This window comes from Paraburkholderia humisilvae (genome assembly GCF_902859855.1).
Lineage (GTDB): Bacteria > Pseudomonadota > Gammaproteobacteria > Burkholderiales > Burkholderiaceae > Paraburkholderia > Paraburkholderia humisilvae.
This window is the reverse complement of the sequence record NZ_CADIKH010000006.1, coordinates 26,749-50,042: the sequence shown is the minus strand read 5'-3', so window position 1 is coordinate 50,042 and position 23,294 is coordinate 26,749. Positions and strand designations below refer to the sequence as shown.

20 protein-coding genes are annotated in these 23,294 nt (G+C 62.9%); 16 read left to right on the top strand and 4 right to left on the bottom strand.

The window, feature by feature from the left end; genetic code table 11:
• Positions 1-133: 133 nt before the first annotated feature.
• Positions 134-1,009 carry a DNA-binding transcriptional regulator KdgR gene (gene kdgR, locus HV796_RS07540; RefSeq protein WP_175225848.1) on the bottom strand — a complete coding sequence of 292 codons (876 nt, stop codon included), beginning with the start codon at positions 1,007-1,009 and terminating at the stop codon, positions 134-136.
• Between the two features lie 399 nt (positions 1,010-1,408).
• Here kdgR and kdgT point away from each other — a divergent pair, with 399 nt between their 5' ends.
• The gene (gene kdgT, locus HV796_RS07535; protein ID WP_175225847.1) at positions 1,409-2,428 is read left to right on the top strand and encodes a 2-keto-3-deoxygluconate transporter; all 1,020 of its coding nucleotides are present in this window, start codon (positions 1,409-1,411) and stop codon (positions 2,426-2,428) included.
• A 66-nt stretch (positions 2,429-2,494) separates the two neighbouring features.
• On the opposite strand, the gene HV796_RS07530 is transcribed toward kdgT, so the two are convergent.
• Entirely contained in the window at positions 2,495-3,166 is a 672-nt protein-coding gene (locus HV796_RS07530) for a TetR/AcrR family transcriptional regulator (RefSeq protein WP_377756710.1), read from the bottom strand.
• Positions 3,167-3,391: 225 nt separating this feature from the next.
• Here HV796_RS07530 and HV796_RS07525 point away from each other — a divergent pair, with 225 nt between their 5' ends.
• The 3 genes from HV796_RS07525 (at position 3,392) to HV796_RS07515 (ending at position 7,641) form a co-directional block, all read left to right on the top strand.
• Positions 3,392-4,894: an MDR family MFS transporter gene (locus tag HV796_RS07525; RefSeq protein ID WP_175225846.1), complete on the top strand. Its 1,503-nt coding sequence runs from the start codon at positions 3,392-3,394 to the stop codon at positions 4,892-4,894.
• A gap of 347 nt (positions 4,895-5,241) precedes the next feature.
• Positions 5,242-6,468 (top strand): zinc ribbon domain-containing protein, encoded by a 1,227-nt coding sequence (locus HV796_RS07520; protein WP_175225845.1) that lies wholly within the window; start codon positions 5,242-5,244, stop codon positions 6,466-6,468.
• A 63-nt stretch (positions 6,469-6,531) separates the two neighbouring features.
• Positions 6,532-7,641 carry a TAXI family TRAP transporter solute-binding subunit gene (locus tag HV796_RS07515; protein WP_175225844.1) on the top strand — a complete coding sequence of 370 codons (1,110 nt, stop codon included), beginning with the start codon at positions 6,532-6,534 and terminating at the stop codon, positions 7,639-7,641.
• 386 nt (positions 7,642-8,027) lie between these two features.
• On the opposite strand, the gene HV796_RS45375 is transcribed toward HV796_RS07515, so the two are convergent.
• Positions 8,028-8,150 carry a hypothetical protein gene (locus tag HV796_RS45375; protein ID WP_281369764.1) on the bottom strand — a complete coding sequence of 41 codons (123 nt, stop codon included), beginning with the start codon at positions 8,148-8,150 and terminating at the stop codon, positions 8,028-8,030.
• 91 nt (positions 8,151-8,241) lie between these two features.
• On the opposite strand from HV796_RS45375, the gene HV796_RS07510 reads away from it, so the two are divergent.
• The 7 genes from HV796_RS07510 to HV796_RS07480 all read left to right on the top strand — a co-directional run bounded on the left by HV796_RS07510 (position 8,242) and on the right by HV796_RS07480 (position 18,005).
• Entirely contained in the window at positions 8,242-9,843 is a 1,602-nt protein-coding gene (locus HV796_RS07510; RefSeq protein WP_246355740.1) for an efflux transporter outer membrane subunit, read from the top strand.
• A gap of 128 nt (positions 9,844-9,971) precedes the next feature.
• Positions 9,972-11,249, top strand: a complete 1,278-nt coding sequence (locus HV796_RS07505) for an efflux RND transporter periplasmic adaptor subunit (protein ID WP_175225843.1) — start codon at positions 9,972-9,974, stop codon at positions 11,247-11,249.
• Between the two features lie 11 nt (positions 11,250-11,260).
• Positions 11,261-14,584, top strand: coding sequence for an efflux RND transporter permease subunit (locus tag HV796_RS07500; RefSeq protein ID WP_175225842.1), 3,324 nt, complete (start codon positions 11,261-11,263; stop codon positions 14,582-14,584).
• A gap of 5 nt (positions 14,585-14,589) precedes the next feature.
• Positions 14,590-15,237 (top strand): TetR family transcriptional regulator, encoded by a 648-nt coding sequence (locus tag HV796_RS07495; protein WP_175225841.1) that lies wholly within the window; start codon positions 14,590-14,592, stop codon positions 15,235-15,237.
• Between the two features lie 131 nt (positions 15,238-15,368).
• Positions 15,369-16,223 (top strand): MetQ/NlpA family lipoprotein, encoded by an 855-nt coding sequence (locus tag HV796_RS07490; protein WP_377692031.1) that lies wholly within the window; start codon positions 15,369-15,371, stop codon positions 16,221-16,223.
• Positions 16,224-16,355: 132 nt separating this feature from the next.
• Positions 16,356-16,925, top strand: coding sequence for a GNAT family N-acetyltransferase (locus tag HV796_RS07485; RefSeq protein WP_175225840.1), 570 nt, complete (start codon positions 16,356-16,358; stop codon positions 16,923-16,925).
• 78 nt (positions 16,926-17,003) lie between these two features.
• Positions 17,004-18,005, top strand: a complete 1,002-nt coding sequence (locus HV796_RS07480) for a sulfonate ABC transporter substrate-binding protein (protein WP_175225839.1) — start codon at positions 17,004-17,006, stop codon at positions 18,003-18,005.
• A gap of 12 nt (positions 18,006-18,017) precedes the next feature.
• On the opposite strand, the gene HV796_RS07475 is transcribed toward HV796_RS07480, so the two are convergent.
• Positions 18,018-18,605 (bottom strand): putative glycolipid-binding domain-containing protein, encoded by a 588-nt coding sequence (locus tag HV796_RS07475; RefSeq protein ID WP_175225838.1) that lies wholly within the window; start codon positions 18,603-18,605, stop codon positions 18,018-18,020.
• A 154-nt stretch (positions 18,606-18,759) separates the two neighbouring features.
• Here HV796_RS07475 and HV796_RS07470 point away from each other — a divergent pair, with 154 nt between their 5' ends.
• From HV796_RS07470 to HV796_RS07450, 5 genes are all read left to right on the top strand, one after another.
• Positions 18,760-19,536, top strand: a complete 777-nt coding sequence (locus HV796_RS07470) for a class II aldolase/adducin family protein (RefSeq protein WP_175225837.1) — start codon at positions 18,760-18,762, stop codon at positions 19,534-19,536.
• Between the two features lie 100 nt (positions 19,537-19,636).
• Complete coding sequence (locus tag HV796_RS07465) at positions 19,637-19,828, top strand: 4-oxalocrotonate tautomerase (RefSeq protein ID WP_175225836.1); 192 nt, start codon at positions 19,637-19,639, stop codon at positions 19,826-19,828.
• 288 nt (positions 19,829-20,116) lie between these two features.
• The gene (locus HV796_RS07460) at positions 20,117-21,508 is read left to right on the top strand and encodes a cytochrome ubiquinol oxidase subunit I (RefSeq protein ID WP_175225835.1); all 1,392 of its coding nucleotides are present in this window, start codon (positions 20,117-20,119) and stop codon (positions 21,506-21,508) included.
• Between the two features lie 45 nt (positions 21,509-21,553).
• Complete coding sequence (gene cydB, locus HV796_RS07455; protein WP_175225834.1) at positions 21,554-22,558, top strand: cytochrome d ubiquinol oxidase subunit II; 1,005 nt, start codon at positions 21,554-21,556, stop codon at positions 22,556-22,558.
• Positions 22,536-22,691, top strand: a complete 156-nt coding sequence (locus HV796_RS07450; protein WP_175225833.1) for a hypothetical protein — start codon at positions 22,536-22,538, stop codon at positions 22,689-22,691. Before cydB ends, HV796_RS07450 begins: the two co-directional genes overlap by 23 nt.
• The last annotated feature ends 603 nt before the right edge of the window (positions 22,692-23,294 follow it).

The window sequence follows — 23,294 nt, the reverse complement described above, 5'->3', positions numbered from 1 at the left end:
ATTGACCCAACTGCGTCCAACGAGTTGCAAGGAAGTGTACGCTGCTGCGCAGTGCGCCGCAGCGACGCGGGCGACGCCACCATAACCGAACATTAAGGCGCGCGCATGACCGGCTGCGGACCCTGCACAATGCTTAATCCTGTGCGCAATGGCTGTCGTGATGGCCCAGTTGTGCCGAAATCGCACGTCCGGCCTCTTTCAGCAACGCGACATAGTGAGCCTTCGTATCGGCGCCGCAACGCATGCTTGGAAACGATATCGAAAGCCCGGCAACCACGCGCCCGAAACGGTCGAACACCGGTACCGCGACGCATTGCAGCCCTTCTTCCTGCTCTTCGTTGTCCTCGCCATACCCTTGCTCCTTGACGTGCGGCAGGATACTCAGTACGGCGTCCGCCGACGCCAGTGTTTTCGGCGTCGACTTGCGGAACACCACATGGGAGAGCACGTTGCGTGCCTCGTCGGGCTCCATCCACGCCAGCAGCACCTTGCCGATCGCGGTGCTGTACAGCGGATTGCGACGACCGATGCGCGATTGCATCCGCAGGTCGTAGTCGGCGTCGATCTTGTGAATATAAACAATGCTGCTTTCATCGAAGGCGCCGAGGTGAATCGCTTCGCGCGTGCGTTGCGACAGGCGCCGCATCTGCACGTCCGCTTCGCGCACGAGGTCGGCGCTCTCGAGCGCCTTCGAGCCGAGTTCGAACAACTTGATCGTCAGACGATAGCGGTCGGTGTCTTCCTCCTGCGCGACATAGCCAAGGGCTTTTAGCGTCTGCAGGAAGCGGTGCACGGTGCTCTTCGACATCACGAGACGCTGCGAAAGCTCGCTGATGCCGATCTGGTTGTTTTCGCCGAGCGCCTGCAGAATGGCAAACACCTTGTTCACCGCGGCGACCGACTCGCCCCGCTCGCCGCCGCCATCCGCGGTCAGCTCCGCACTGCGGCCGGTCAATGCGATATCGCCGTCTTTCTCGTCGGCTTTGACCTTTCTTGCTGCCACTCGCATATATCGTCATCCGTTGATGCTTTGCTGGTTCGAGAGCATAGCGCTTTTGCATCGCTGCGCGCGGTTCGATCAGCGCGCAAGCCAGCCGCAAAGGAAGGCTTGCGGCCTACGCCGTCGGCCGCGCATTAAAGCATGAAAAGACAATTTTCGGAACATCGGTCCGAAATTGTTCGCGCGCACGCGATGATGCCAAATGCGTGGGCATACCCATGCAATATGGGTATTTCACAGACATCGATTGCATAGGTGTAAACGATGGCCGTGAAATATAAACATTTTTAGAACGCCGTTCCGCGTCGATGATAAATTGCAATCCGGCCATGTTCCGGCGCACGACGCCGGCATTGCGACCCATAACAACCGATCGGGCACGACCCGTCCGTGGAGGAGCACTCTGGCATGAAGATCAAGCAAGCCATCGACCGTATTCCAGGCGGACTGATGCTGGTCCCCCTGCTGCTCGGCGCATGCGTGCACACGTTCGCACCGCATGCGGGCAAGTACCTCGGTTCGTTCTCAAACGCGTTGATCACCGGCACGCTGCCGATTCTCGCCGTCTGGTTCTTCTGCATGGGCGCAAGCATCAGCCTGAAGGCGACGCCGGTCGTGCTGCGCAAAAGCGGCGTGCTGGTCGTCACCAAAGTGGCGACCGCGGCGCTCGCCGGCGTGATCGCGTCGCGCTTCCTGCCGCCGGGCGGCATCACGTCAGGCTTTTTCACCGGGCTGTCGGCGCTGACCGTGATCTGCGTGATGAATGAGACAAACGGCGGCCTCTATATGGCGCTGATGCAGCAGTACGGAACCAAGGAGGAAGCCGGTGCGTTCTGCCTGATGTCGCTCGAATCGGGACCGTTCATGACAATGGTGACGCTTGGCATCGCCGGCCTCGCGAGCTTCCCCTACGCGACGCTATTCGGTGCGCTGCTGCCGTTCCTGATCGGCTTCCTGCTCGGCAATCTCGATCCGGAACTGCGCCGCTTCTTCGGCTCCGCCGTGCCGGTGATGGTGCCGTTCTTCGCATTCGCGCTCGGCAACAACCTTGATTTCGCGGTGATTCTGAACACCGGCCTGCTCGGCATTCTGGTCGGCATCTGCGTGATGATCGTGACCGGCACGACGCTGGTGCTCGCCGATATCTTCCTCGCGAAGGGCAATGGGACAGCCGGTATCGGCGCGTCGTCGACGGCCGGCGCGGCGGTCGCGGTGCCGCAGATCATCGCGAGTATCGAGCCTCGTTACGCGGCCGTTGCGCCGGCTGCGACCGCGCTGGTTGCGACCTCGGTCGTGGTGACCGCGCTGTTGACGCCGGTTGTCACGTCGCTGTGGGCGAGGCGCTGGGGCGTCCTGTCGGCAAAGTACCGCGATGCGGCGTTCGCTACGCTCGATGCGCCGCTCGAGCACAGGCCGGTTGAGCAGTGAGTGATGCGACGCAAACGAACCGGCGGCCGTGCCGGCGTTGTACGACGGCGCGCGGCCGCGGCTTGATCAGCGAGGGCCAACGCCGTTCGTCAATAATGCGAGCGCATGGCGCGCAATATCGGCGGCCGTGAGCCGGCTGCGCGCGGGATCGTTGCGCCAGGCATTCGACGCGGCGAGCGGCAAAATAGTGAGCCCCAGGATCGACACGAACAGCAACGACGGTTCGAGATCCGGATTGAGCCGCCCTTCTTTTTGCCACTTCGCGATACGCGCGAACGTGGCTTTCTGATGCGTGTCACCGAAGCGCTCACTCATGCGCTTCTTCAGCAAGCCGCCTTCACTGATCACCTCGCGCACCCACAACGACGGAAACCATGGATATTCACCGGCCATCGCAACCAGCCGGCGCGCCAGCTCGGTAATCGCCGCGACCGGGTCGTCGCCATGCTCGCGAAACGCACTGCCTAGCGCATTGCGCAGCGGCGTGAAGCGCTCGTCGATCAGTACGTCGATCAGTTGATCGCGCGTCTTGAAGTAGTAATGGACCATCGCCGGCGTGTAGCCCGCGTCGCGCGCAATCGCGCCGAGCGTCGTATCGACGATGCCCTGCCGCGCAAACAGTGTGATTGCAACATCGAGCAGCCGCGCACGCTGCTCGGGTGCGCGCGCCGCACCCGACGGGCGGCCGGGCCGGCGTGGCGGCGCAGGTTCGCCCGCCAGTTGAGGCGCGGATGCCACAGCCCCCTCGCGTGGCGCCGCACGCCCAGCGGAACGGCGACCGGCGCCCTTCTGCGCGCGTGAGCGCATCGCCACATTGCCCTTCCGTACTCCTTCCGACTGCGCTGCTTTTACCATTACCCTTCTCATTTGACGAACGCGTCATTGTGGAATATATTAATCTCCACGTTAATTAATTTCAAGTCAGCCGTTCGAGGCTGACCCGCCCGCATCATGGAACTGAACATGGACGCACATCCCCCCGCTCCCGCCGAGCTCGCTGGAGAACGCCCGCCCATCCGCCTGCTGTTCCCGGCGCTGCTGCTTGTCATGCTGCTCGCGGCGCTCGACCAGACCATCGTGTCGACCGCGCTGCCGACCATCGTCGGCGATCTCGGCGGGCTCTCCAGCCTGTCGTGGGTCGTGACCGCCTATCTGCTGACGTCGACCATCGTCGTGCCGCTGTACGGCAAGTTCGGCGATCTGTTCGGCCGCAAGATCGTGCTGCAAACCGCAATCGTGTTGTTCCTGATCGGCTCCGCGCTTTGCGGCATTGCGCAGAATATGACGCAACTCGTGCTGCTGCGCGCACTGCAGGGCCTGGGCGGTGGCGGCCTGCTCGTCATCACGATGGCCGCAATCGGCGACGTTATTCCGCCTGCCGAGCGCGGCCGCTATCAGGGCCTGTTCGGTGGCGTATTCGGCCTTGCCACCGTCATCGGGCCGCTGCTGGGCGGCTTTCTGGTCGACCATCTGTCGTGGCGCTGGATTTTCTACATCAACGTGCCGCTCGGCATCATCGCGTTCGCGGTGATCGGCGCGGTATTCAAGCCGCGCGTTGCGCATGTGAAGCATACGATCGACTATATGGGCGCCGCATTCCTCGCGGGCGCGCTCACCTGCATCATTCTGTTTACGAGCGAAGGCGGCGGGCTGCTGCCATGGACGTCCGCACAGTTGTGGATGACGCTCGTGCTCGGCGCGGTCTGCGTGGTGGGCTTCGTTTACGAAGAGCGCCACGCGCCCGAGCCGATCCTGCCGCTCGAACTGTTTCGCCAACGCACGTTCCTGTTAAGCAGCGCAATCGGCTTTATCGTCGGCGTATCGCTGTTCGGTTCGGTCACCTTTCTGCCGATGTATCTGCAGGTCGTGAAGAACTCAACGCCTTCCGAAGCCGGTATGCAGATGTTGCCCATCATGGGCGGCGTGCTCGTGATGTCGATCATCAGCGGCCGGCTGATCAGCCGGATCGGCAAGTACCGGGTGTTTCCGATCCTCGGCACACTGTTCGTCGGCATTGGCATGGCGCTGCTCGCCACGCTGCAACTGTCCACGCCGCTACACGTGATGTACCTGTACATGGGCCTCGTCGGCTGCGGTCTGGGCATGGTGATGCAGGTGCTGATTCTCGCGGTGCAAAACTCGGTCGAGTTCAGGCACCTCGGTGTCGCGACATCCGGTGCAACGCTGTTCCGCTCGATTGGCGGTTCAGTCGGCGTCGCGGGGTTCGGCGCGATCTTCGCGAACGGTCTCGCGTCAAGATTGCAAACCTCGCTGCCGGCGGGCGCCGAGTTGCCGCACTCGCTCGGCCCCGTTGCGATTCACCAACTTCCCGACGCCATGCGTAACGTCTATCTTCAGGCGTTTGCCGGCGCGCTCCATACCGTATACCTCGCCGCTGCGTGTGTCGTGGTCGTCGCGTTCGCACTCGCGTGGCTGATGCAGAACCATCCGTTGCGCAAGCATTGACGCGGCACCTTGTCAGGCGACTGGGCGTGCACCCTGCACGTCCCAGTCGTTTAGCTTTTCTTATGAATTGAAAAAACCGCGTACGCGAATGCGCACTCGTCGTAAAAATTCCCGGCTGCCAATCGTTCTGAGTGGGTGATGTGCCAACGCATCTGTGCGGTAGGTAACAACGGTGATTGACGCGCTGTTGGAAAGAACCCATATTTTCTTTCAGCGGTCTCGCCCAGCTCTCGCCTGACCGCTCTCCAGCGCATGTAGATCGTGAGTTCCGCGAGTCCTCGCCGATCGCTTCAACGACGATCCTGAGCATGCCGAAATGGCACCAGCCATAACGGTGGGTCGACAGCATGTCCGCTCAGATTACTCGTGACCCGAGTTTCCCCACGCCGTGCCGACGCTGTGGCGGGGTGCTCTATCAGCACGTCGATTTCTGTCCGTACTGCGGAACAGATCGCCCGCTGGACACGATTGCGCGCGCGCGCCCGGAGACGCCGCTGAGAGCCATTGGCCCGGCCGTTCCGGCCACGACGCAGCCTGTTCCGGCCCCGCTGCCCGCCGCCGATCTCCCGGCCAACGACCTGCCCCCAGTGAGGCCGGACGACCGGCACATTTCGCCGCTCGAAATTCCGTCACCGCTGTGGCAAACGGCCGGCCGCTGGATCTTCACGAAAGGGCTCCTGCTCGTCTGGTTCATTCTCGCGCTCGGCTATGCCGCGTACCTGCTCTTCGGCGAAAACCGCAAACCGGAACCCGTCGTCGAGGAGCAGACCGCGAACTCGTCGGCCGGTTCGATCTCGCTCTACCCGCCGCAGCAGCAGACCAGCCCGACGCCGCCCGTCGCCGACGCACACACGCAATCCGCTGGGCCGAAGCCACGCGTGATGCCGCAATACAAAGATGTGCCCGACAGCCTGCGCGCCGCACGCGCGAGCTTACAGGACAACAATCTGTCAGACGCCCGGGCCGCGGCCAATGCCGCGCTCGCACGAGCCCCGGACAATGACGACGCGCGCGCGATCCAGCGAGATATCGCCGCACGCGAACAACGGCGCGACAGCGCGCTGCAAAGCGCGGACCAATGCGCAAACCAGCACGCATGGGCGTGCGTACAGCAGCAGGCTTCCGAAGCGCTGGCGATCGATGCAAGCAGTCTTCACGCGCAGTCGTTGCTGGAGCGCGCGATTCTGTCGACCGGCTGGACGCCGCTCGCGGCGCCGTCCTCATCGGCGAGCGGCCCGCATACGGCCACCGCGTCGCCGCTGCCGGGCGGCGCGCGCACCGTGCGACTGCCATCGTCGCGCGACTGGGGCATGACCGCACCGCCCGTTTCGAATGACTCGACCGCGTCCGCGCCGCCGCCCCCACTGCCAGCCATCACGAGCGCGCCGGGCATCACGAGCGCGCCGCAGCGCGCAGACACCCCGGACGCCAGCAACAGCGCGGGCACCGCCACAGCCCCCGGCGCAGCGGATACCGCCAGTCCGGCAAGCCATGACAACAGCACGGATGCGCAGGAACGTGCGATCCTGGAATCGGGATGGAAGCACGCCGCACCGTCGAATGCGACGCACTAAACGTTCGGATACCGAACCATGTAGCAGTCTGCCGCACATCAACACTCAAAATGGAGGGAGACCATGCTGAAAAGAACTCTAACGGGACTGGCGGGACTATTCGCCCTGCTGTTTGCGATCTGCGCCGTCGCGGCGGGCGCCGCAGCCGAGGCTCACTACAAGATTGTCACCGGCCCGGAACGCGGTACGTACATTCAGATCGGCAACGACCTGTCGAAATGGGTCGCGCAGCCGGCCGGCATCGATCTGGAAGTGATTCCTTCGAAAGGCTCAGCGGAAAACGTGCAGCGCATGCGCTTCGAGCCGGGCGTGAAGCTCGCGCTCGTCCAGTCGGACGTGTACCAGGCGTACGTCGACATGGCTAACTCGGGCAACCAGGACGCCGGCACGACGATTCGCCCGCTGCGGCTCATCATGCCGCTCTACGACGAGGAGATCTACTTCGTCGTGCGCAACGACTCGCCGATGAAGACGATCAACGAGATCAAGGACAAGGTGATCAGTGTCGGTCTGATCGGCAGCGGCACCGCGCAATCGGCAACGACGCTCTACCGGTTGATGTTCGGCCAGCCGATTCCCGAGCAGAACACGCAGCATCTGAGCAACGAAGACGCGCTCGCCGCGTTGATCGTGAAGAAGATCGACGTCGCGATCATCGTCGCCGGACAGCCTGCGAAGCTCTTTACCGACATGAATCCCGACCTGCTTCAGCAGATCCGTTTCCTGCGCGTCGATCCGAATGCGCCCGAAACGGCGCGCGCGAAACAGACCTATTTTCCCGCGACGATACGTGTATCGAGCTACCCGAACTGGCTGAAGGAAGATGTGCCGACGTGGACCGTCAAGGCGTTTCTCGTCACCTACGACTACAACCTGCGCGATACCGTCGGCAATCTGAACCGCTTTGCTGATTCGCTCTGCGACAACTTCGATAATCTGCAGGAACACGGTCATCCGAAGTGGAAGCAGGTGAAGCTCGAGCTGCCAAGCCTTGGCAAGGGTTGGCAATACTATCCGCCGGTCGAGAAACATCTGAAGGCTTGTCTTGCGCGCCGCGCCGCGATGCAGGCGGCCACCGGAACGGCGACACCCGAGCGTGCCGCCGCTGCCCAAAAACTCAATCATCGGCCGTGCTCGGAACAGGAGCGTCTGCTGCTGCTGTGCGGGAAGTAATCTTTCCGCAAGTTGAGCGCCGGCGAAGGGTGCGGATTGCACACCAGCCGGCGCTCGGAAAACGCGCTGGATTGATGCACCGTGCGTGCGACAAATTAATGCGGACAAACTGCGCGGATGCTTCGTCAAGATTACTGCTTAACGCGCAATGAATTATTTCGTTTGCACGCTGACCTCTCCTCTTCATCAATCCACTGAAGCCGACCTGCACAACAGTTCCACCGTGTTCTGTAAGCAACATTTCGGCGCACTCTAGCCGGATTCCCTTATTGCTGGCGTTCGTCCGACCTTTTGGAGAGGTCCTTTCGCATTTCGCGACTCAACTACGTGATGCGCGTCGCGCAATTCTATAAACTGGTGCACAACAAATTTTCCGCCCGACTGAATTATTTCATTAAGCTTTCTTTTGCGGTTTGCACCATGCCCGTCGCCGCCGCGATGCGAAACACGTCGTAAACAAAACCTACCGTCATAACTTCACTCATAGCGACTAAAATCGCCGGATGCATCAAGAGCCTTCGTTATCCAGGAACGCTGAGCCTTCTCTTTTGCCGTTCGTCGCATTTCACTTGCCAATCGATTCCTTGACAGGAAGCATGCGTGAAAATCGTTTCGCTGTTCGTCCCGCCATTCGCACGGTCGGCTAAGACGCCGCCAGGTTTGCCGCACTCGCCGTCGCGGCGCCTGCTGCAGCACGGCGCGGCGCTCGCGGCCGCGCTGTGCCTCGCCGCGTGCGCCTTGGGCCCGGATTTCCGCAGGCCGGAAGTCCAGGTTCCCGATAGCTTCAAGGAAGGTGCCGACTGGCAGCGCGCACAGGCGAACCCGCAGGCCTCGCTCGCGAGCGACTGGTGGCGCATGTATCAGGACGACAAGCTCACCGCGCTGATCGAACAGTCGCAAAAGGCCAACCAGTCGATCGCCGCCGCCGAAGCCGCTTACCGCGTCGCGCTTGCGATCGTGCAGGTGAACCGCGCCCAACTGTTCCCGGTGATCTCCGCGGATCTGTCCGCCACGCGCAGCGGCACGCCGTCAGGTGCAACGTCAGGCTCGGCCACCGGCTCGATCACACCCGGCGTAGCGAACAACTTCCTCGCAAGCGCATCGGCCAGCTGGGAGCTCGACCTGTGGGGCGCGATCCGCCGCCAGGTTGAATCGGCGAGAGGCTTGGCGCAGGCATCTGACGCACAGTTGGCCGGCCAGCGGCTGTCAATCGCGGCAAGCGTCGCAATCGACTATTTCGAATTGCGGCAGGCCGATGTTGACATCCAGCTGCTCGAGCAACAACAGGACATCGACAGCCGCATCCTCTACATGACGCAAGAGGCGTATCGACAAGGCATGGCATCGAACGACCAGGTGCTCGCCGCGCAGGACAACCTCGAAGTCGTGATCGCCGATCTGCAGACCACGCATATCGTGCGCGAGCAGGACGAACACGCGATCGCGGTATTGGTCGGCGAGCCGCCTGCCAGTTTCACGATCGCGCGCGATCCGTCATATGCGTTCGTGCAGCCAGACATACCGGTCGGCCTGCCATCGCAGCTGCTCGAGCGCCGCTACGACGTAGTCGCCGCGGAACGCACGGCGGCTTCGGCGAACGCGTTGATCGGCGTCGCCGAGGCGGCGTTCTTCCCGACCGTGACGCTTTCGGCGACCGGCGGCTTCCAGCACAACACCTTCGCCAATCTGTTCTCGCTGCCGAACCGCTTCTGGACGCTCGGCCCTGATCTTGCCCAGACGATTTTCGACGGCGGCGCACGCACCGCCGCGGTGCGCGAAGCCCGCGCCACCTATGACGAGGACGTCGCGAACTACCGGAATACGGTGCTCACCGCGTTCCAGAATGTCGAAGACAGCCTGTCGTCAGTCAATCACCTGCGTCAGCAGACGCAATCATTCGCCGATATTCTCAAACGCAACCAACAGCTGTTCGCCAGCTCGAACGCGCAGTTCGACGCCGGCGCGGCCAGCCAGCAGGACGTGCTGACCCAACAGCTGACACTGCTGCTCGCCGAGCAGAACCTGAGCGACACGCAGGCGCTGCTGACGCAAAGCACGGTCGCGCTGATCAGGAACCTCGGTGGCGGCTGGGACTTCAAGGACATGCAGAACGCTGCGGCCAGCGCGACGTCGCACACGCCGGCCGGGTCGACGTCAGATCAGCAGCAGACGTCGACGGCATCCACGCCGCCGCCACACTGAACCGCACCGGCCTGCATGGTTGAACCCCCGCTACTCGCGGCTGCGCCGAGGCCCCGTTGTCGAATGGGCACCGCAACGCATGCTGCGAGTCGTCGTCACTACCGCCGTCAAGCAAGAATGGAGTCTTCATGAAGTCATTCCCGCTACGCGGGCCTTTGCTGTGCCTTATCCTCGTGGGCCTCGCCGCTTGCAGCAAACACAAGCCGGCTGCACCGCCGCCGCCGCGCGTGTCGGTGGTGACGGTGCACAAGCAGGACGTGCCGCTCACGAGGGACCTGGTCGGCAGGCTTTCGCCCTACTTCAGCGCGAACGTGACCGCCCGCGTGTCCGGGCTGCTGCTCAAGCGCGTCTACAACGAAGGATCGCAGGTGCGCGAAGGGCAGCTGCTGTTCCAGATCGACCCGACGTTCTACAAGGCGCAGCTCGACAACAACGTCGCGCTGCTCGCGCAGGATCAGGCGACCTACGTCAACAACCACATCACCGCGGTGCGTAATCGCAAGCTGCTGCCGGTCGGCTCCGTGTCGCAGCAAACGGTCGACAACTCGGATGCGCTCGAACGCAGCTCCGCCGCCAAGGTGAAGGCCGATGAGGCGCTGGTCGAAAGCTCGCGCATCAATCTCGATTACACGCGCGTGACGTCGCCTATTTCCGGCATCGCGGGACAGCAGCTCGTCACCGGGGGCGCGGTGGTCGGCAGCAGCAACAGCGACACCGGCGCGTCCGGCACGCTGCTCACGACGGTCCAGCAGATCGACCCGTCGTACGTGAACTTCACGATCAGCGCCGCCGATCTCGTCACGTTGCGCCAGGCGCAGAACACCGGCTCGGTCGCGCTATCGAAGCAGAACAAGACCAGCGTCGAAATCACGCTACCGGACGGCAGCCCGTACGGCCAGCTCGGCACGCTCGACTTCACCGACGTGACGGTCAACGCGACCACCGGCGCGGTCAATCTGCGCGCGCTCGTCGCGAATGCACAGCACGTGCTGCTGCCGGGCATGTACGTGAACGTCACCATCAACCTCGGCCAGCAGAACAACGTGATCCTCGTGCCGCAGCAGGCGCTGCTGCGCGACACGGTCGGCTCGTACATGTACGTCGCAGGCGCGGACAACAAGATCGTGCGCAAGGACATCGAAGCGGCCTACCAGTACAAGAACAGCTGGATCGTCACGAGCGGCCTCGCCGAAGGCGACCGCGTACTCGTAGACCATTTGCAGAGCGTCCATGAAGCGCAACCCGTGGAGCCGGTCGCATGGCAGCCGCCGACGGCCGCTCCGGCCTCGGGCGCCGCGGCAACGGACGCTCCAGCGCCGAACGCGGCGGCCTCGGCCACCGCAACCTCGGGCGCCGCGGCGGCGTCCGCACCCGACACGGCGAGCGCGGCTAGCCGCACGCAATAGGAGTTTCCGGCATGCCGAGTTTCTTTATTAAACGCCCGGTATTCGCGTGGGTCGTCGCCATACTGATTTCGCTGTTCGGCGTGATCTCGATGCGCAGCATGGGCGTCGACTCGTACCCGGACATCGCGCCGCCGCAAGTAACGGTCACCTCGACCTATCCGGGCGCGAGTGCGCAGACGATGGAAACCACCGTCACGCAGGTGATCGAGCAGCAACTCACCGGCATCGACAATCTGCTGTACTTCAGCTCGAAGTCGAGTTCGAACGGCCAGTCGGTCATCACGATGACCTTCGCGACCGGCACGAACCCGGACATCGCGCAGGTGCAGGTGCAAAACAAGGTGACGCTCGCGCAGCCGCTGCTGCCCAACCCGGTCGTACAGCAAGGCGTCGTGGTGGCGAAGTCGAGCCCGGACATTCTGCTGTTCCTCGCGTTGCGCTCGACCAATCCGTCGATCGACGCCGGACGCCTGTCCGATATTCTCGCGTCCGATATCCAGCCGACCATCGGCCGCCTCAACGGCGTCGGCAACACGACGCTGCTCGGCTCCGAATATGCGATGCGTGTCTGGATCGATCCGGACAAGCTGCAATCGTTCGGCCTGTCGACCACCCAGGTGGAAAACGCGATCAGCGCGCAGAACGCGCAGTTTGCCGCGGGTTCGCTCGGCGCGGACCCGGCCGTGCCCGGCCAGGTGTTCACCGCGACCATCTCCGGCGATCAGCTGTTCTCGTCGCGCAAGCAGTTCGAGGACATCATCCTCGCGTCGAACAGCAACGGCACCGTCGTGCGTCTGAAAGACGTCGCGAGAATCACGTTCGGCGCGCAGACTTACGGCACCTCCCCGGTCTGGGACGGCAAGCCGGCGGCCGGCCTCGCGGTGTACCTGCTGCCCGGCGCGAACGCGCTGGCCGTCGCGAATTCGGTGCGGGCGACGATGGGCGCGCTCGCGAAGGACTTGCCGAACGGCGTGACCTGGGCCATACCGTACGACACGACACCGTTCATTACCGCGTCGATTGCGGACGTCGTGCATACGCTCGCCGAGGCGATCATCCTCGTGTTCCTCGTGATGCTGCTGTTTTTGCAGAACTTCCGCGCGACGATCATCCCAACCCTCGTGATTCCGGTCGCGCTGCTCGGTACGTTCATCGGCCTGTCGGCGCTGCACTACACGCTCAATCAGCTCACGCTGTTCGGGATGGTGCTGGCAATCGGCATTGTGGTTGACGATGCAATCGTCGTGATCGAGAACGTCGAACGCATCATGACCGAGGACAAGTCCGAGCCGAAGCGGGCAACGATCAAGGCGATGAAGCAGATCACCGGTGCGATTGTCGCGATTACGGTGGTGCTGTCCGCGGTGTTCGTGCCGTCCGCGCTGCAGCCTGGCGCGACCGGCATCATCTACGCGCAATTCGCGCTGACGATCGCCGTGTCGATGATCTTCTCGGCTTTCCTTGCGATGTCGTTCACGCCGTCGCTGTGCGCGGCGATCCTGAAGCAAGGCAGTCACGTCAGCAAGAACGCGTTTTTCCGCGCGTTCGACCGTGGCTTCGACTGGATGACGCGCCACTACGTGAAGCATGTCGGGCACTCCGCGCGCCGGGCGCCGCGCTGGATGATCCTGTTCGTGCTGGTCACGGTGCTGACCGGCTTTCTGTACACGAAGCTGCCAACCGGCTTCGTGCCGGATGAGGATCAGGGCTTCATCCTTGCGCTGATCAACCTGCCGTCCGGCGCGACGATCCAGCGCACCAACAGCGTGATGACCGAAGTGCGCGAAACGCTGCTGAAGAGTCCGGTCGGCAAGGACATTTCGAGTATTTTCCAGCCGGAAGGCTTCAGCTTCGTCGGCACCAGCGAGAACGTCGGTATGGCGTTTATCAAGCTGACCGACTGGAGCAAACGCTCGAAGACCGCGATGCAGCTGATTCCGCAGGTGAACCAGATTCTGCACAGCATCCCGGACGCGCAGATCTTCGCGGTCAACCTGCCGACCATCCGCGGCCTGAGCCAGTTCGGCGGTATCGACATGTATCTGCAGGCGCGTGAAGGACAGTCGCGCGACGAACTCGGTGCGGCGACGGCAACGCTGCTCGCGAACGCCGCGAAGAGCCCGGTGCTGTTCGGCATCCGGCCGAACTCGCTGCCGACCGCGCCGCAGCTGAATATCGCCGTCGACCGGGTGCAGGCTCAGGCGATGGGTCTATCACTCAGCGACGTCTACGCGACGATCCAGATGCAACTGGCGCCGTTCTTTATCAATCAGTTCACGTACGGCGGCCGTGTGAAGCGCGTGTATGTCGAGGCCGATGCGAAGTACCGGATGAGCCTCGACGCATTCCAGCACCTCTACACGCCGACCAAGTCGACCAATGCCGACAGCAACGGCATCACGACCGCGACCAGTTCGGGTAGCACCAGCAGCGCGACCGGCGGCGTGGGCAGCTCAACGTCGTCGAGCAGTACGACTTCCGCGACGACCAGCAGCGGCTATCTGACGCAAGTCGATCCGTCCGCGGCGAATACCACCATCGCGCCGTACAACATGGTGCCGCTATCGAGCGTGGTGAAGGCGAACTGGGGCATCGGCCCACTCGTGTTGCCGCGCTATAACGGTTACTCGGCGATCGAGATCGTCGGTGCGTCGGCGGAAGGCTACTCGACGGGTCAGGCCATCGACACGCTGCAGAATATCGTCGATACACAGTTGCCGAACGGCTTCTCGGCGGACTGGACCGGTCAGTCGTATCAGGAACTGCTCGCGGGCAGTTCCGCGACGGTGCTGCTGGGGCTGTCGGTACTGGTCGTGTTCCTGTGTCTCGCGGCACTGTACGAAAGCTGGACGATTCCGGTCGCCGTGCTGCTGGTCGTGCCGCTCGGGATGCTCGGCATGCTCGCGTTCTGTCTGTGGTTCGGCGTGCCGAACGACATCTACTTCAAGATCGGTCTCGTCACCGTGGTGGGTCTCGCCGCAAAGAACGCGATTCTGATTGTCGAGTTCGCGGTCGAGGGGCAAGCGCGCGGGATGACGCTGTACGACGCGGTGGTCGAAGCCGGCCGCTTGCGTCTGCGGCCGATTCTGATGACCTCGATGGCGTTCATTCTTGGCGTGGCGCCGCTGGTGCTGTCGACCGGCGCGGGCGCGGCGTCCCGTCATGAGATCGGGACGGGCGTGATCGGGGGGATGCTGTTCGCGACGTTCTTCGGGCTGATGCTGATTCCGGTGTTCTACGTCGCTGTGCGGCGCCTGCTCGGTGACAAGCTCGATGAACCGTCGAAGAAGATCCACCATGCCGACGAGGGCGACCCGGATGAGGCTAAAGTTTAGCCGCGATGAGACGGACCCGCGAAGACGCGCTGAAAACGCGCGATCAGATTCTCGATGCCGCGGAGGTGACGTTCTTCCAGCATGGCTTCTCGCACACGTCGCTTGCGCAGATTGCCGAGCGCGCCGGGCTCACGCGCGGCGCGATCTATGGGCACTTCAAGAACAAGTGTGAGGTGTTCAACGCGATGGCCGAGCGCGTGAAACTGCCGATGGAGATGCTGGTCACCGCGACCTTCGACCCACGCGAAGCGGATCCGCTCGGGCGGATCCGCGACCTGTTCATGTTCTGCCTCGCCAAGGCCGCGATCGAACCACATAGCCGGCGTGTGTTCGAGGTGCTGTTCACGAAGTGCGAATACACCGAGGAGCTGGCGCCCGTACTCGAGCGGCAGCGCACCGCGGCACGCGACGGACGCGCGCGGATGGAACTGGGTTTGCGCAATGCGATCGATAAAGGGCAGTTGCCGCCCGAACTCGATACGACACGCGCGGCAGGCGTGCTGCAGATGTTTCTGGGCGGCGTGCTGCGGGACTGGCTGCTCGATTATGGCTCGGTCGACTTACCGCGTGACGCGAAATTTCTCGCGGATGCGTGCATCGGCATGCTGCGCAATTCGCCGGCGCTGCGCCGGCACGCGACGTCCGCTGGGTGACGCCGACGCGGCATCAGCCATGCAATAGCAGACAAGCGCTGAATTGCGATACCGATATATCGGCACGCTGAAATAGCAAACGAAGCAAAATTATTTGTCAGCGGCGCCGCCCGATACTTAGGATGCCGGTCATGTTCAACTCACACGACCCCGCGCATCCCATGAAGAACAGCAAACTCACCACCCTTATTCTGACCGCCCTGCTGCTTGGCTTGAGTCTCGCGACATTGCAGTTCGCGCATGCGGCGGAAAAGACACTACGCGTCGGCATCATGTCCGGCGAAGACGAGGACGTCTGGCGCGTGGTCGCGGCCAATGCGGCAAAGCATGGCCTCACGATCAAGGTCACCGCATTCTCCGACTATACGCAGCCGAATGAAGCGCTGTCGGTGCACGATCTCGATGCGAACTCGTTTCAGCACAAGCCGTATCTGGATGCGCAGATCAAGGCGCGCGGCTACCGGATCGTGCCGGTCGGCTTCACGTATGTGCAACCAATTGGCCTTTATTCGCGCAAGGTCAAATCGGTTGCCGCACTGCCCGATGGCGCGACGATCGGCGTACCGAACGACCCGAGCAATGAAGGCCGTTCGTTGCTGCTATTGCAGGCACAAGGGTTGATCGCGCTGCGTGCGGACGTCGGCCTGCTGCCCACCGCGCGCGATATCGCGAAGAATCCGAAGCATATTCACATCAAGGAGCTGGATGCCGGCATCGTGGGGCGCGCGATCGACGATCTCGACGCGGCGGTCGTCAATACCGACTGGGCCGTCAAGAGCGGCATCCGTATTCCCGATGAACGGATTGCACAGGAGCAGGTGAGCGGCAATCCGTATCGCAACTTTATCGCGGTCAACGAAAAGGATGCGAACGCAACGTGGGTGCATGCGCTGGTGGAGAGTTATCAGCAGCCGAACGTCGCAGCCGAGATTCAGAGTGTGTATCACGGTGCGACACTGCCCGCGTGGAACGAGCCGGCTCATTGATCGCGGCGCGACGTTCAGTCAGCCGAAGCAAATATCGAGGCGACGGGTTTACATGGTGCGCGCAATTTTGACGCACTTCAATTTGCACGACTGATCGGGCATAGTGAGTGCTTCAAGAGCCATACTCAGCGAATGTCCATGAGCAAGCCCGCCTCCGCCGTCTCCGCCGCTGCCAGCCCCGCCCTTTCTCCGGCTCTGCGCGACGCAAGCGATGCGGACTTTCCAGCCATTCAGGCGATCTATGCGCACCATGTGCTGACCGGCGTGGCTTCCTTCGAAGAAACGCCGCCTTCCGTTGACGACATGCGATCTCGCCACGCGACGATCATCGCACTCGGCCTGCCCTTTTTAGTCGCTGAATTCGATGGCCAAGTCGCCGGTTATTGCTACGCGAACCTGTATCGTCCGCGTATCGCATACCGCCATACGCTCGAAGACTCGATCTACATCGACGACGCGTATCGCGGCCGCGGCATCGGCCGTGCGCTGCTGCAAGCACTGATTGCCCGCTGCGAACGCGGGCCGTGGCGGCAGATGATCGCGGTGGTCGCGGACGGCGGCACCGGCGGCTCGATGTCACTGCATCGGGACGCGGGGTTTGAACTCGTCGGCACGCTGCGCGGGGTGGGGTTCAAACATGGCCGGTGGATTGATACGACATTGATGCAGCGGCCGCTGGGGGAAGGTGTACAGACTTCATAACGAAATCTCTATTGCTTCGTTTGCGGCACCCATCGTCCATGCGACGATCGTGCCACCGTAGCCATGGAGAAACGTTGGATGATCAAACGCATCGCCCCCCACGTACTACGTGCACTGCCCGCGATCGCGCTATTTGCCTGCGCCACCTTCGCATCCACCCAGTCCGCCGCACAAGACACGGTAAAAGTCTTGCGCATCGGCTATCAGAAGTCAGGTTTACTCGCGATCATCAAGGCACAACACACGCTCGACCAGAAGCTCACGCCGCTCGGCTACACCGTCAAATGGTTCGAATTCCCCGCCGGTCCGCAGCTTCTTGAAGCGCTGAACGCGAACAGCATCGACTTCGGCTCGACCGGTGCGCCACCCGCGGTGTTCGCGCAAGCGGCGGGCGTACGCTTTGTCTATGTCGGCACGGAGCCGGCGGGCGTCACCAATGAGGCGGTAATCGTCAAAGCCGATGCGCCGCTGCACACCGTTGCGGATCTGAAGGGCAAGCGCGTCGCGCTGCAAAAAGGCTCGAGTTCGAACTACCTGTTGCTCGCACTGCTGCAGAAGGCCGGCCTGCGCTACACCGATATCCAGCCCGTCTACCTGCCGCCGGCGGACGCGCGCGCCGCATTCGAAAACGGCACCGTCGATGCATGGGCGATCTGGGATCCGTACTACGCGGCCGCTCAGCACGCGTTGCATGCACGCACCCTCGCCGACTACACGTCGCTCGAAGCCGGACACAACTTCTACGAAGCAACACGTGACTTCGCGCAGCAACACCCCGACGTCGTCAGCATCGTGCTCGCACAGTTGCGCAGCACCGGTGTATGGGTCAACGCGCACCCGACAGAAACCGTCGATCTGATTGCAGCGCAAGTGGGACTCGACCGCGCGGTAGTCGACAAGTGGGTACGCCGCGTTCCCTACGGCACGCGGCCCATCACTGACGATATCGTGCGCGCACAGCAGAGCGTCGCCGATGCGTTCTACGACGCGCGCCTGATTCCGCAACGGATTACGGTTAAGGACAACGTCTGGCAGAACCCCGCGGCAACGGCAAAGCTTGCCGCCGCGGCGGCCAAATAGAATCAAGCAGGGTCACTCGCATGCTGCCGGAACGGTGCGGTTCGTTCCAACCACCGGCGGCAAGCGCGTAAACAACGTCGGATAGTCGATCACAAGCCCGTCTTCGTCGATTTTCATGTTCGCGGCAAAATCGCGAAAGATGCCTTCATAGCGGTATTCGACATCGGGCTCGATACACGTGTACGCCTGCTCAACGCGTGTCACCTGCAAATCCGGCGTCGAGATATACACAACCGCGATAGGCCGCCGCTCGCCGCGCGCGAGCTTTAATCGCAGGATCGGCAGCGTGTTCGTATAGGGCGTCGCCGCGATGTCGATATCGATGCAGCCTTCGAGCGCGGACAGCGTCAGTCCATGGCCGTCGCGCCAATGGCCCTCGCCGTCCCCATGCAGTTCGAGCTCGGCGCCGCCCACTACCTTCAGATACGCGTGTGTCGCGCGCCACTGCGGATCGCACAGGACACTGTAATACAGGCCGTAGCTTTTTCCGTAACGCTGCCCGACCACGGCACTTTCGACATGGAACCCATCCGCGCGCGCATCGAACGCGAGATGTTCGATGCCCTCATCCTCCTGCGACGCCCAGCGTACTTCACGCATGACTGTGTCTCCCTGTGTCGGCCGGCGTGAGCCCGAGCTTTCATCGTAGCGCGAACACGCGATCGACGGTATGCGGTCTCAACCTGCGCCACCGGCGAATTACCCGTTATCATCGTCGTGCTTATCTGTCACGCATGAATCCAAGGAGACGTTTATGTCGTTCGCTCGTCCCCCCGCGGGCCGTGTCGCCGCGTTCGGACCGCTGTCCGACGCCGAATGGCGCACGCGCATCGATCTGGCCGCCGCGTACCGGCTCACCGCCCTCAATAGCTGGGACGATCTCGTCTATACGCATATCTCCGCAAGCGTCCCTGGCGAGCCCGGTCATTTTCTGATCAACCCGTTCGGCTTCGGCTTCGACGAGGTCTGCGCGTCGAATCTGGTCAAGATTGACATCGACGGCAACGTCGTCGGCACAAGCGAGCATCCGGTGAACGTGACGGGCTTCGCGCAGCATGCGGCCGTGCATGCTGCGCGCGCGGACGCGTTCTGCGTGATGCATCTGCACAATACCGCCGGTATTGCGGTGTCGATCCAGCCCGCGGGTCTGTTGCCCGCTTCGCAACATGCGCTACGCTTTCACGGCTATCTCGCGTATCACGACTATGAGGGCGTCACGTTCTCGCCCGCCGACGGCGCACGCCTCGTCGCCGATCTCGGCGACAAGCCCGCGATGCTGCTGCGCAATCACGGCACGCTGACAGCCGGCCGCACGGTCGCCGAAGCGTATGTGCTGATGGCAACGCTAATCAAGGCGTGCGAAATCCAGTTGCAAGCACAGGCCGGCGGCACACATCTCGTGCTGCCGGCCGAAGCGGTTGCGGAGCGCGCGGCCGAACAGCTCTACGATGGCGGCGCAGTCGAAGGCGAGATTGAATGGCCCGCATTGCTGCGTAAGCTGGACCGCATCGACCGCTCGTATCGCGACTGATTCCCAACCGACCGTCCATGACATGCGGCGCCATGCAGCCCGTTCGCGAGCGGCGCCGTCTGTAAGCCTTTGTTGTTTCTACCATCAAGGAGCCGTTGTTATGCCCACCTTCCGCATCGAGCTATTCGAAGGACGCACCGTCGAACAGAAGCGCGAGTTTGTCGAAGCGATCACGAAGGCCACCTGCGAAACGCTGAAAGTCGAACCGTCATCGGTGGACATCATTCTCATCGACGTCAAGCGCGAGAACTGGGCCACCGGTGGCCGTCTGTGGTCCGACCCGCCGGCCTGAAGCAGAACCCATTCACGCGTCGTTTCATCGATGCTGCGGCGCGGTAGATTGACGCACGCCGCATCGGCAACCGTTTCGCGGTCCGCCTAGGCGCGGCGCACATTTTCCGATATCAATCAAAGGCTTGCCGTGCCGCAGACGCGTGCGGCAATGCACCTCGCTGCGTAATTTCGACGCACGTCGCGGCGCAGCACGATCTGGCGCACTCTCTTACGCTCCCCTCATCTGCCAAACGCAGTGCGCGCCGACACGAGTCGCCGTGCGTGGTTCGTCGCCCCGAAATCGAAAATGCACTCTGCCCTCTCCGCCTTCGATCTGGCCCGGCTCCAGTTCGCGTTCACCATTTCCTTTCATATCGTCTTTCCCGCACTCTCCATCGGGCTCGCGAGTTTTATCGCCGTGCTCGAATGGCGGTGGCTCAAAACCGGCAAGGCATACTACAAAGATCTGTGCCTGTTCTGGTCGAAGATTTTCGCGGTCGCATTCGGCATGGGCGTCGTGTCCGGCGTCGTGATGAGCTACGAGTTCGGCACGAACTGGTCGGGCTTCTCCGCGTTCGCCGGTCCCGTCACCGGTCCGCTGCTGATGTACGAAGTGATGACAGCGTTCTTTCTCGAAGCTGGCTTCCTCGGCATCATGCTGTTCGGCTGGCAGCGCGTGAGCCCGCGCGCGCACTTCGGCGCGACACTGATGGTCGCGATCGGCACATTGATCTCGACGTTCTGGATTCTCGCGTCGAATAGCTGGATGCAAACGCCGCAAGGCATCGAGATCGTCGGCAACCATGTCGTGCCAGTCGACTGGTTCAAGATCATCTTCAACCCGTCGTTTCCGTACCGGCTCGTGCATATGGCGCTTGCCGCGTTCATCGTCACGGCGCTGGTCGTCTCGGCGGTCGGCGCATGGCATCTGCTCAAAGGCCGGCGCGACCCCGCCGTGAAGAAGATGTTCTCGATGGCGCTGTGGATGCTGCTGGTCCTCACGCCCATTCAGGCGTTCGTCGGCGACCAGCACGGCCTGAATACGCGCGAATACCAGCCTGCGAAGATCGCGGCGATCGAAGGTCTGTGGAACACCGAAACAAACGGCACGCCGCTCAACCTGTTCGGCATCCCCGACATGAAGGCCGAAACCACCCGCTACGCGGTGTCGATTCCGCATCTGGGCAGTGTGATCCTTACGCACAGCTGGGATGGCCAGATTCGCGGCCTGAAGGATTTCCCGCCGCAAGACCGCCCGGATTCGACCGTCGTGTTCTGGACCTTCCGGGTGATGGCGGGTCTCGGCATGCTGATGATCGCTTTCGCCGTGACCTCGTGGGTGATGCGCCGCCGCGGCCGCCTGTATGACGCGAAATGGTTCCAGCGTTTCGCGCTCGCGATGGGGCCGACCGGTTTCATTTCGCTGCTCGCCGGCTGGATCACGACCGAAGTGGGCCGTCAGCCGTGGGTGGTGTACGGCATGAAACGCACGGTCGATGCGGTGTCGCCGCTCACCGCGCAGCAGGTCAGCCTGTCGCTGATGACCTTCGTCGTCATCTACTTCCTCGTATTCGGCACCGGCGTCTACTACCTGCTGAAGCTGATGCGCACCGGCCCCCAGTTACCCGGCCACACGCCGGACGGCGTTCCCGACGACGTGCGCGGCCGCCCCGCGCGCCACGCGCTGCCCACTGCCTGATACGGCTCGACACCCCGAATCTGATCGATACTTGCGAGGAACAGGATGGACGTTACTGTAGTGTGGGCCGCGATCATCGCGCTCGGCCTTTTTATGTATATCGTGCTCGACGGCTTCGATCTGGGCATCGGCATCGTGTTTCCGTTCTTTCCGGATGAGAAGGAACGCGACCTGATGATCAACACCGTCGCACCGGTATGGGACGGCAATGAAACGTGGCTCGTGCTCGGCGGCGCGGGCCTGTTCGCGGTGTTCCCGCTCGTCTATTCGACTGTGCTGTCCGCGCTCTATCTGCCGCTTATCTTCATGCTCGGCTGTCTGATTTTCCGCGGCGTGTCGTTTGAAATCCGCGCGAAAGCGAACCGCACCAAGCACCTGTGGGACCTCGCGTTCATCGGTGGTTCGGCCGGCGCCGCGTTCTTTCAGGGCATCGCGCTCGGCGCGTACCTGCAGGGCATTCCGGTCGCCGCGAACGGCAGCTTCGCAGGCGGCGCGTTCGACTGGCTCACGCCGTTTTCGCTGCTGACGGGACTCGGCCTCGTCGCAACCTATGCATTGCTCGGCTGTTGCTGGCTCGTCGCGAAGACCGACGGCGACCTGCAGCGGCGTCTGCATCGCGTGGTATGGCCGCTGACGATCGTGCTGCTCGTGTTCATCGCACTCGTCAGCCTGTGGACGCCGCTGCAGGACCCGAACATCGCGCAGCGCTGGTTCGCTTCGGGGCTGTTCGAGCGATTGCTGCCGGTGCCGTTCCTCGTTGCGCTGTGCGCGTTCTACATGTACCGCGCGGTGCGCGAGCGGCACCACAATACGCCGTTCATGCTCGCGCTCGGGCTCGTGCTGCTCGGCTATATCGGGCTACTGGTCAGCGTGTGGCCGTATGCGATTCCGTCGAGCGTCACGCTCTGGCAAGCGGCTGCGCCGCGTTCGAGCCAGATGTTCACGCTGGCGGGCGCCGCGGTGATTATCCCGATCATCATCGCGTACACGACCTTGGGTTACTGGGTATTCCGCGGCAAGGTGCGTCATGGCGAAGTCCACTACCATTGACGCGCGGCCGCGCCGCGTACCGGGCTGGCTGTGGTTCGTCGCGCTGTGGTGCGTCGGCGTCGGCAGTGCGATGGCCGTCGGTTTTGCGTTCAAGCTGTTGATGAATGCGACGCTCTTCGCGGTCAGCCGGTAGTGTGTCCGTCGCATGGTGGCCAGTGCGCAGCGCAGCATGCATCACGCAAGCGGCTCGCGGATACGCCTTTCGTCTATCACCTCGCGACGGGTACTCCCCTTCAAAAACGTTTCGGCGCGCTCGTCTACGTAGCAGGCTGCGGCGCGTAAGCGTCGCGCCACACGACGCCGCAGCGCACCGCCGCTGCCGCGACGGCCCGGCACAGGGCCGCGCGGCCGGGTAGCGAAGCGGTAGCGCGAGGGACCGCGTCCGGTCGCAGGCAGGATTGCATTCGCTGCACAGGACGCCAACAATAAGCAACCAGAGCGCGCCACCGGACGCGGACGCAGAACTGCGCCGACAGGCCGCCGGACATCAACCGAGCCGCAGGCCGGACGTTCGGCCGTAGCATGGGCGGCAAAGGAAACCCGCGCGGCATCGCGGGTAGCAGCAGACTGTACGACAGGCGATATAACAGGCGGCAGGCAGTACGCATCACGTAACACATAGACGCTGCAACGATCCATAGACGGCGGATCTCGGGGAAAGCAGCGGGCCGCGGCGCGCAACCTTGGCTATGGGAGCGCGCGCCGCAGCCCGGCGAACGGATGGCGCGGCACCGTG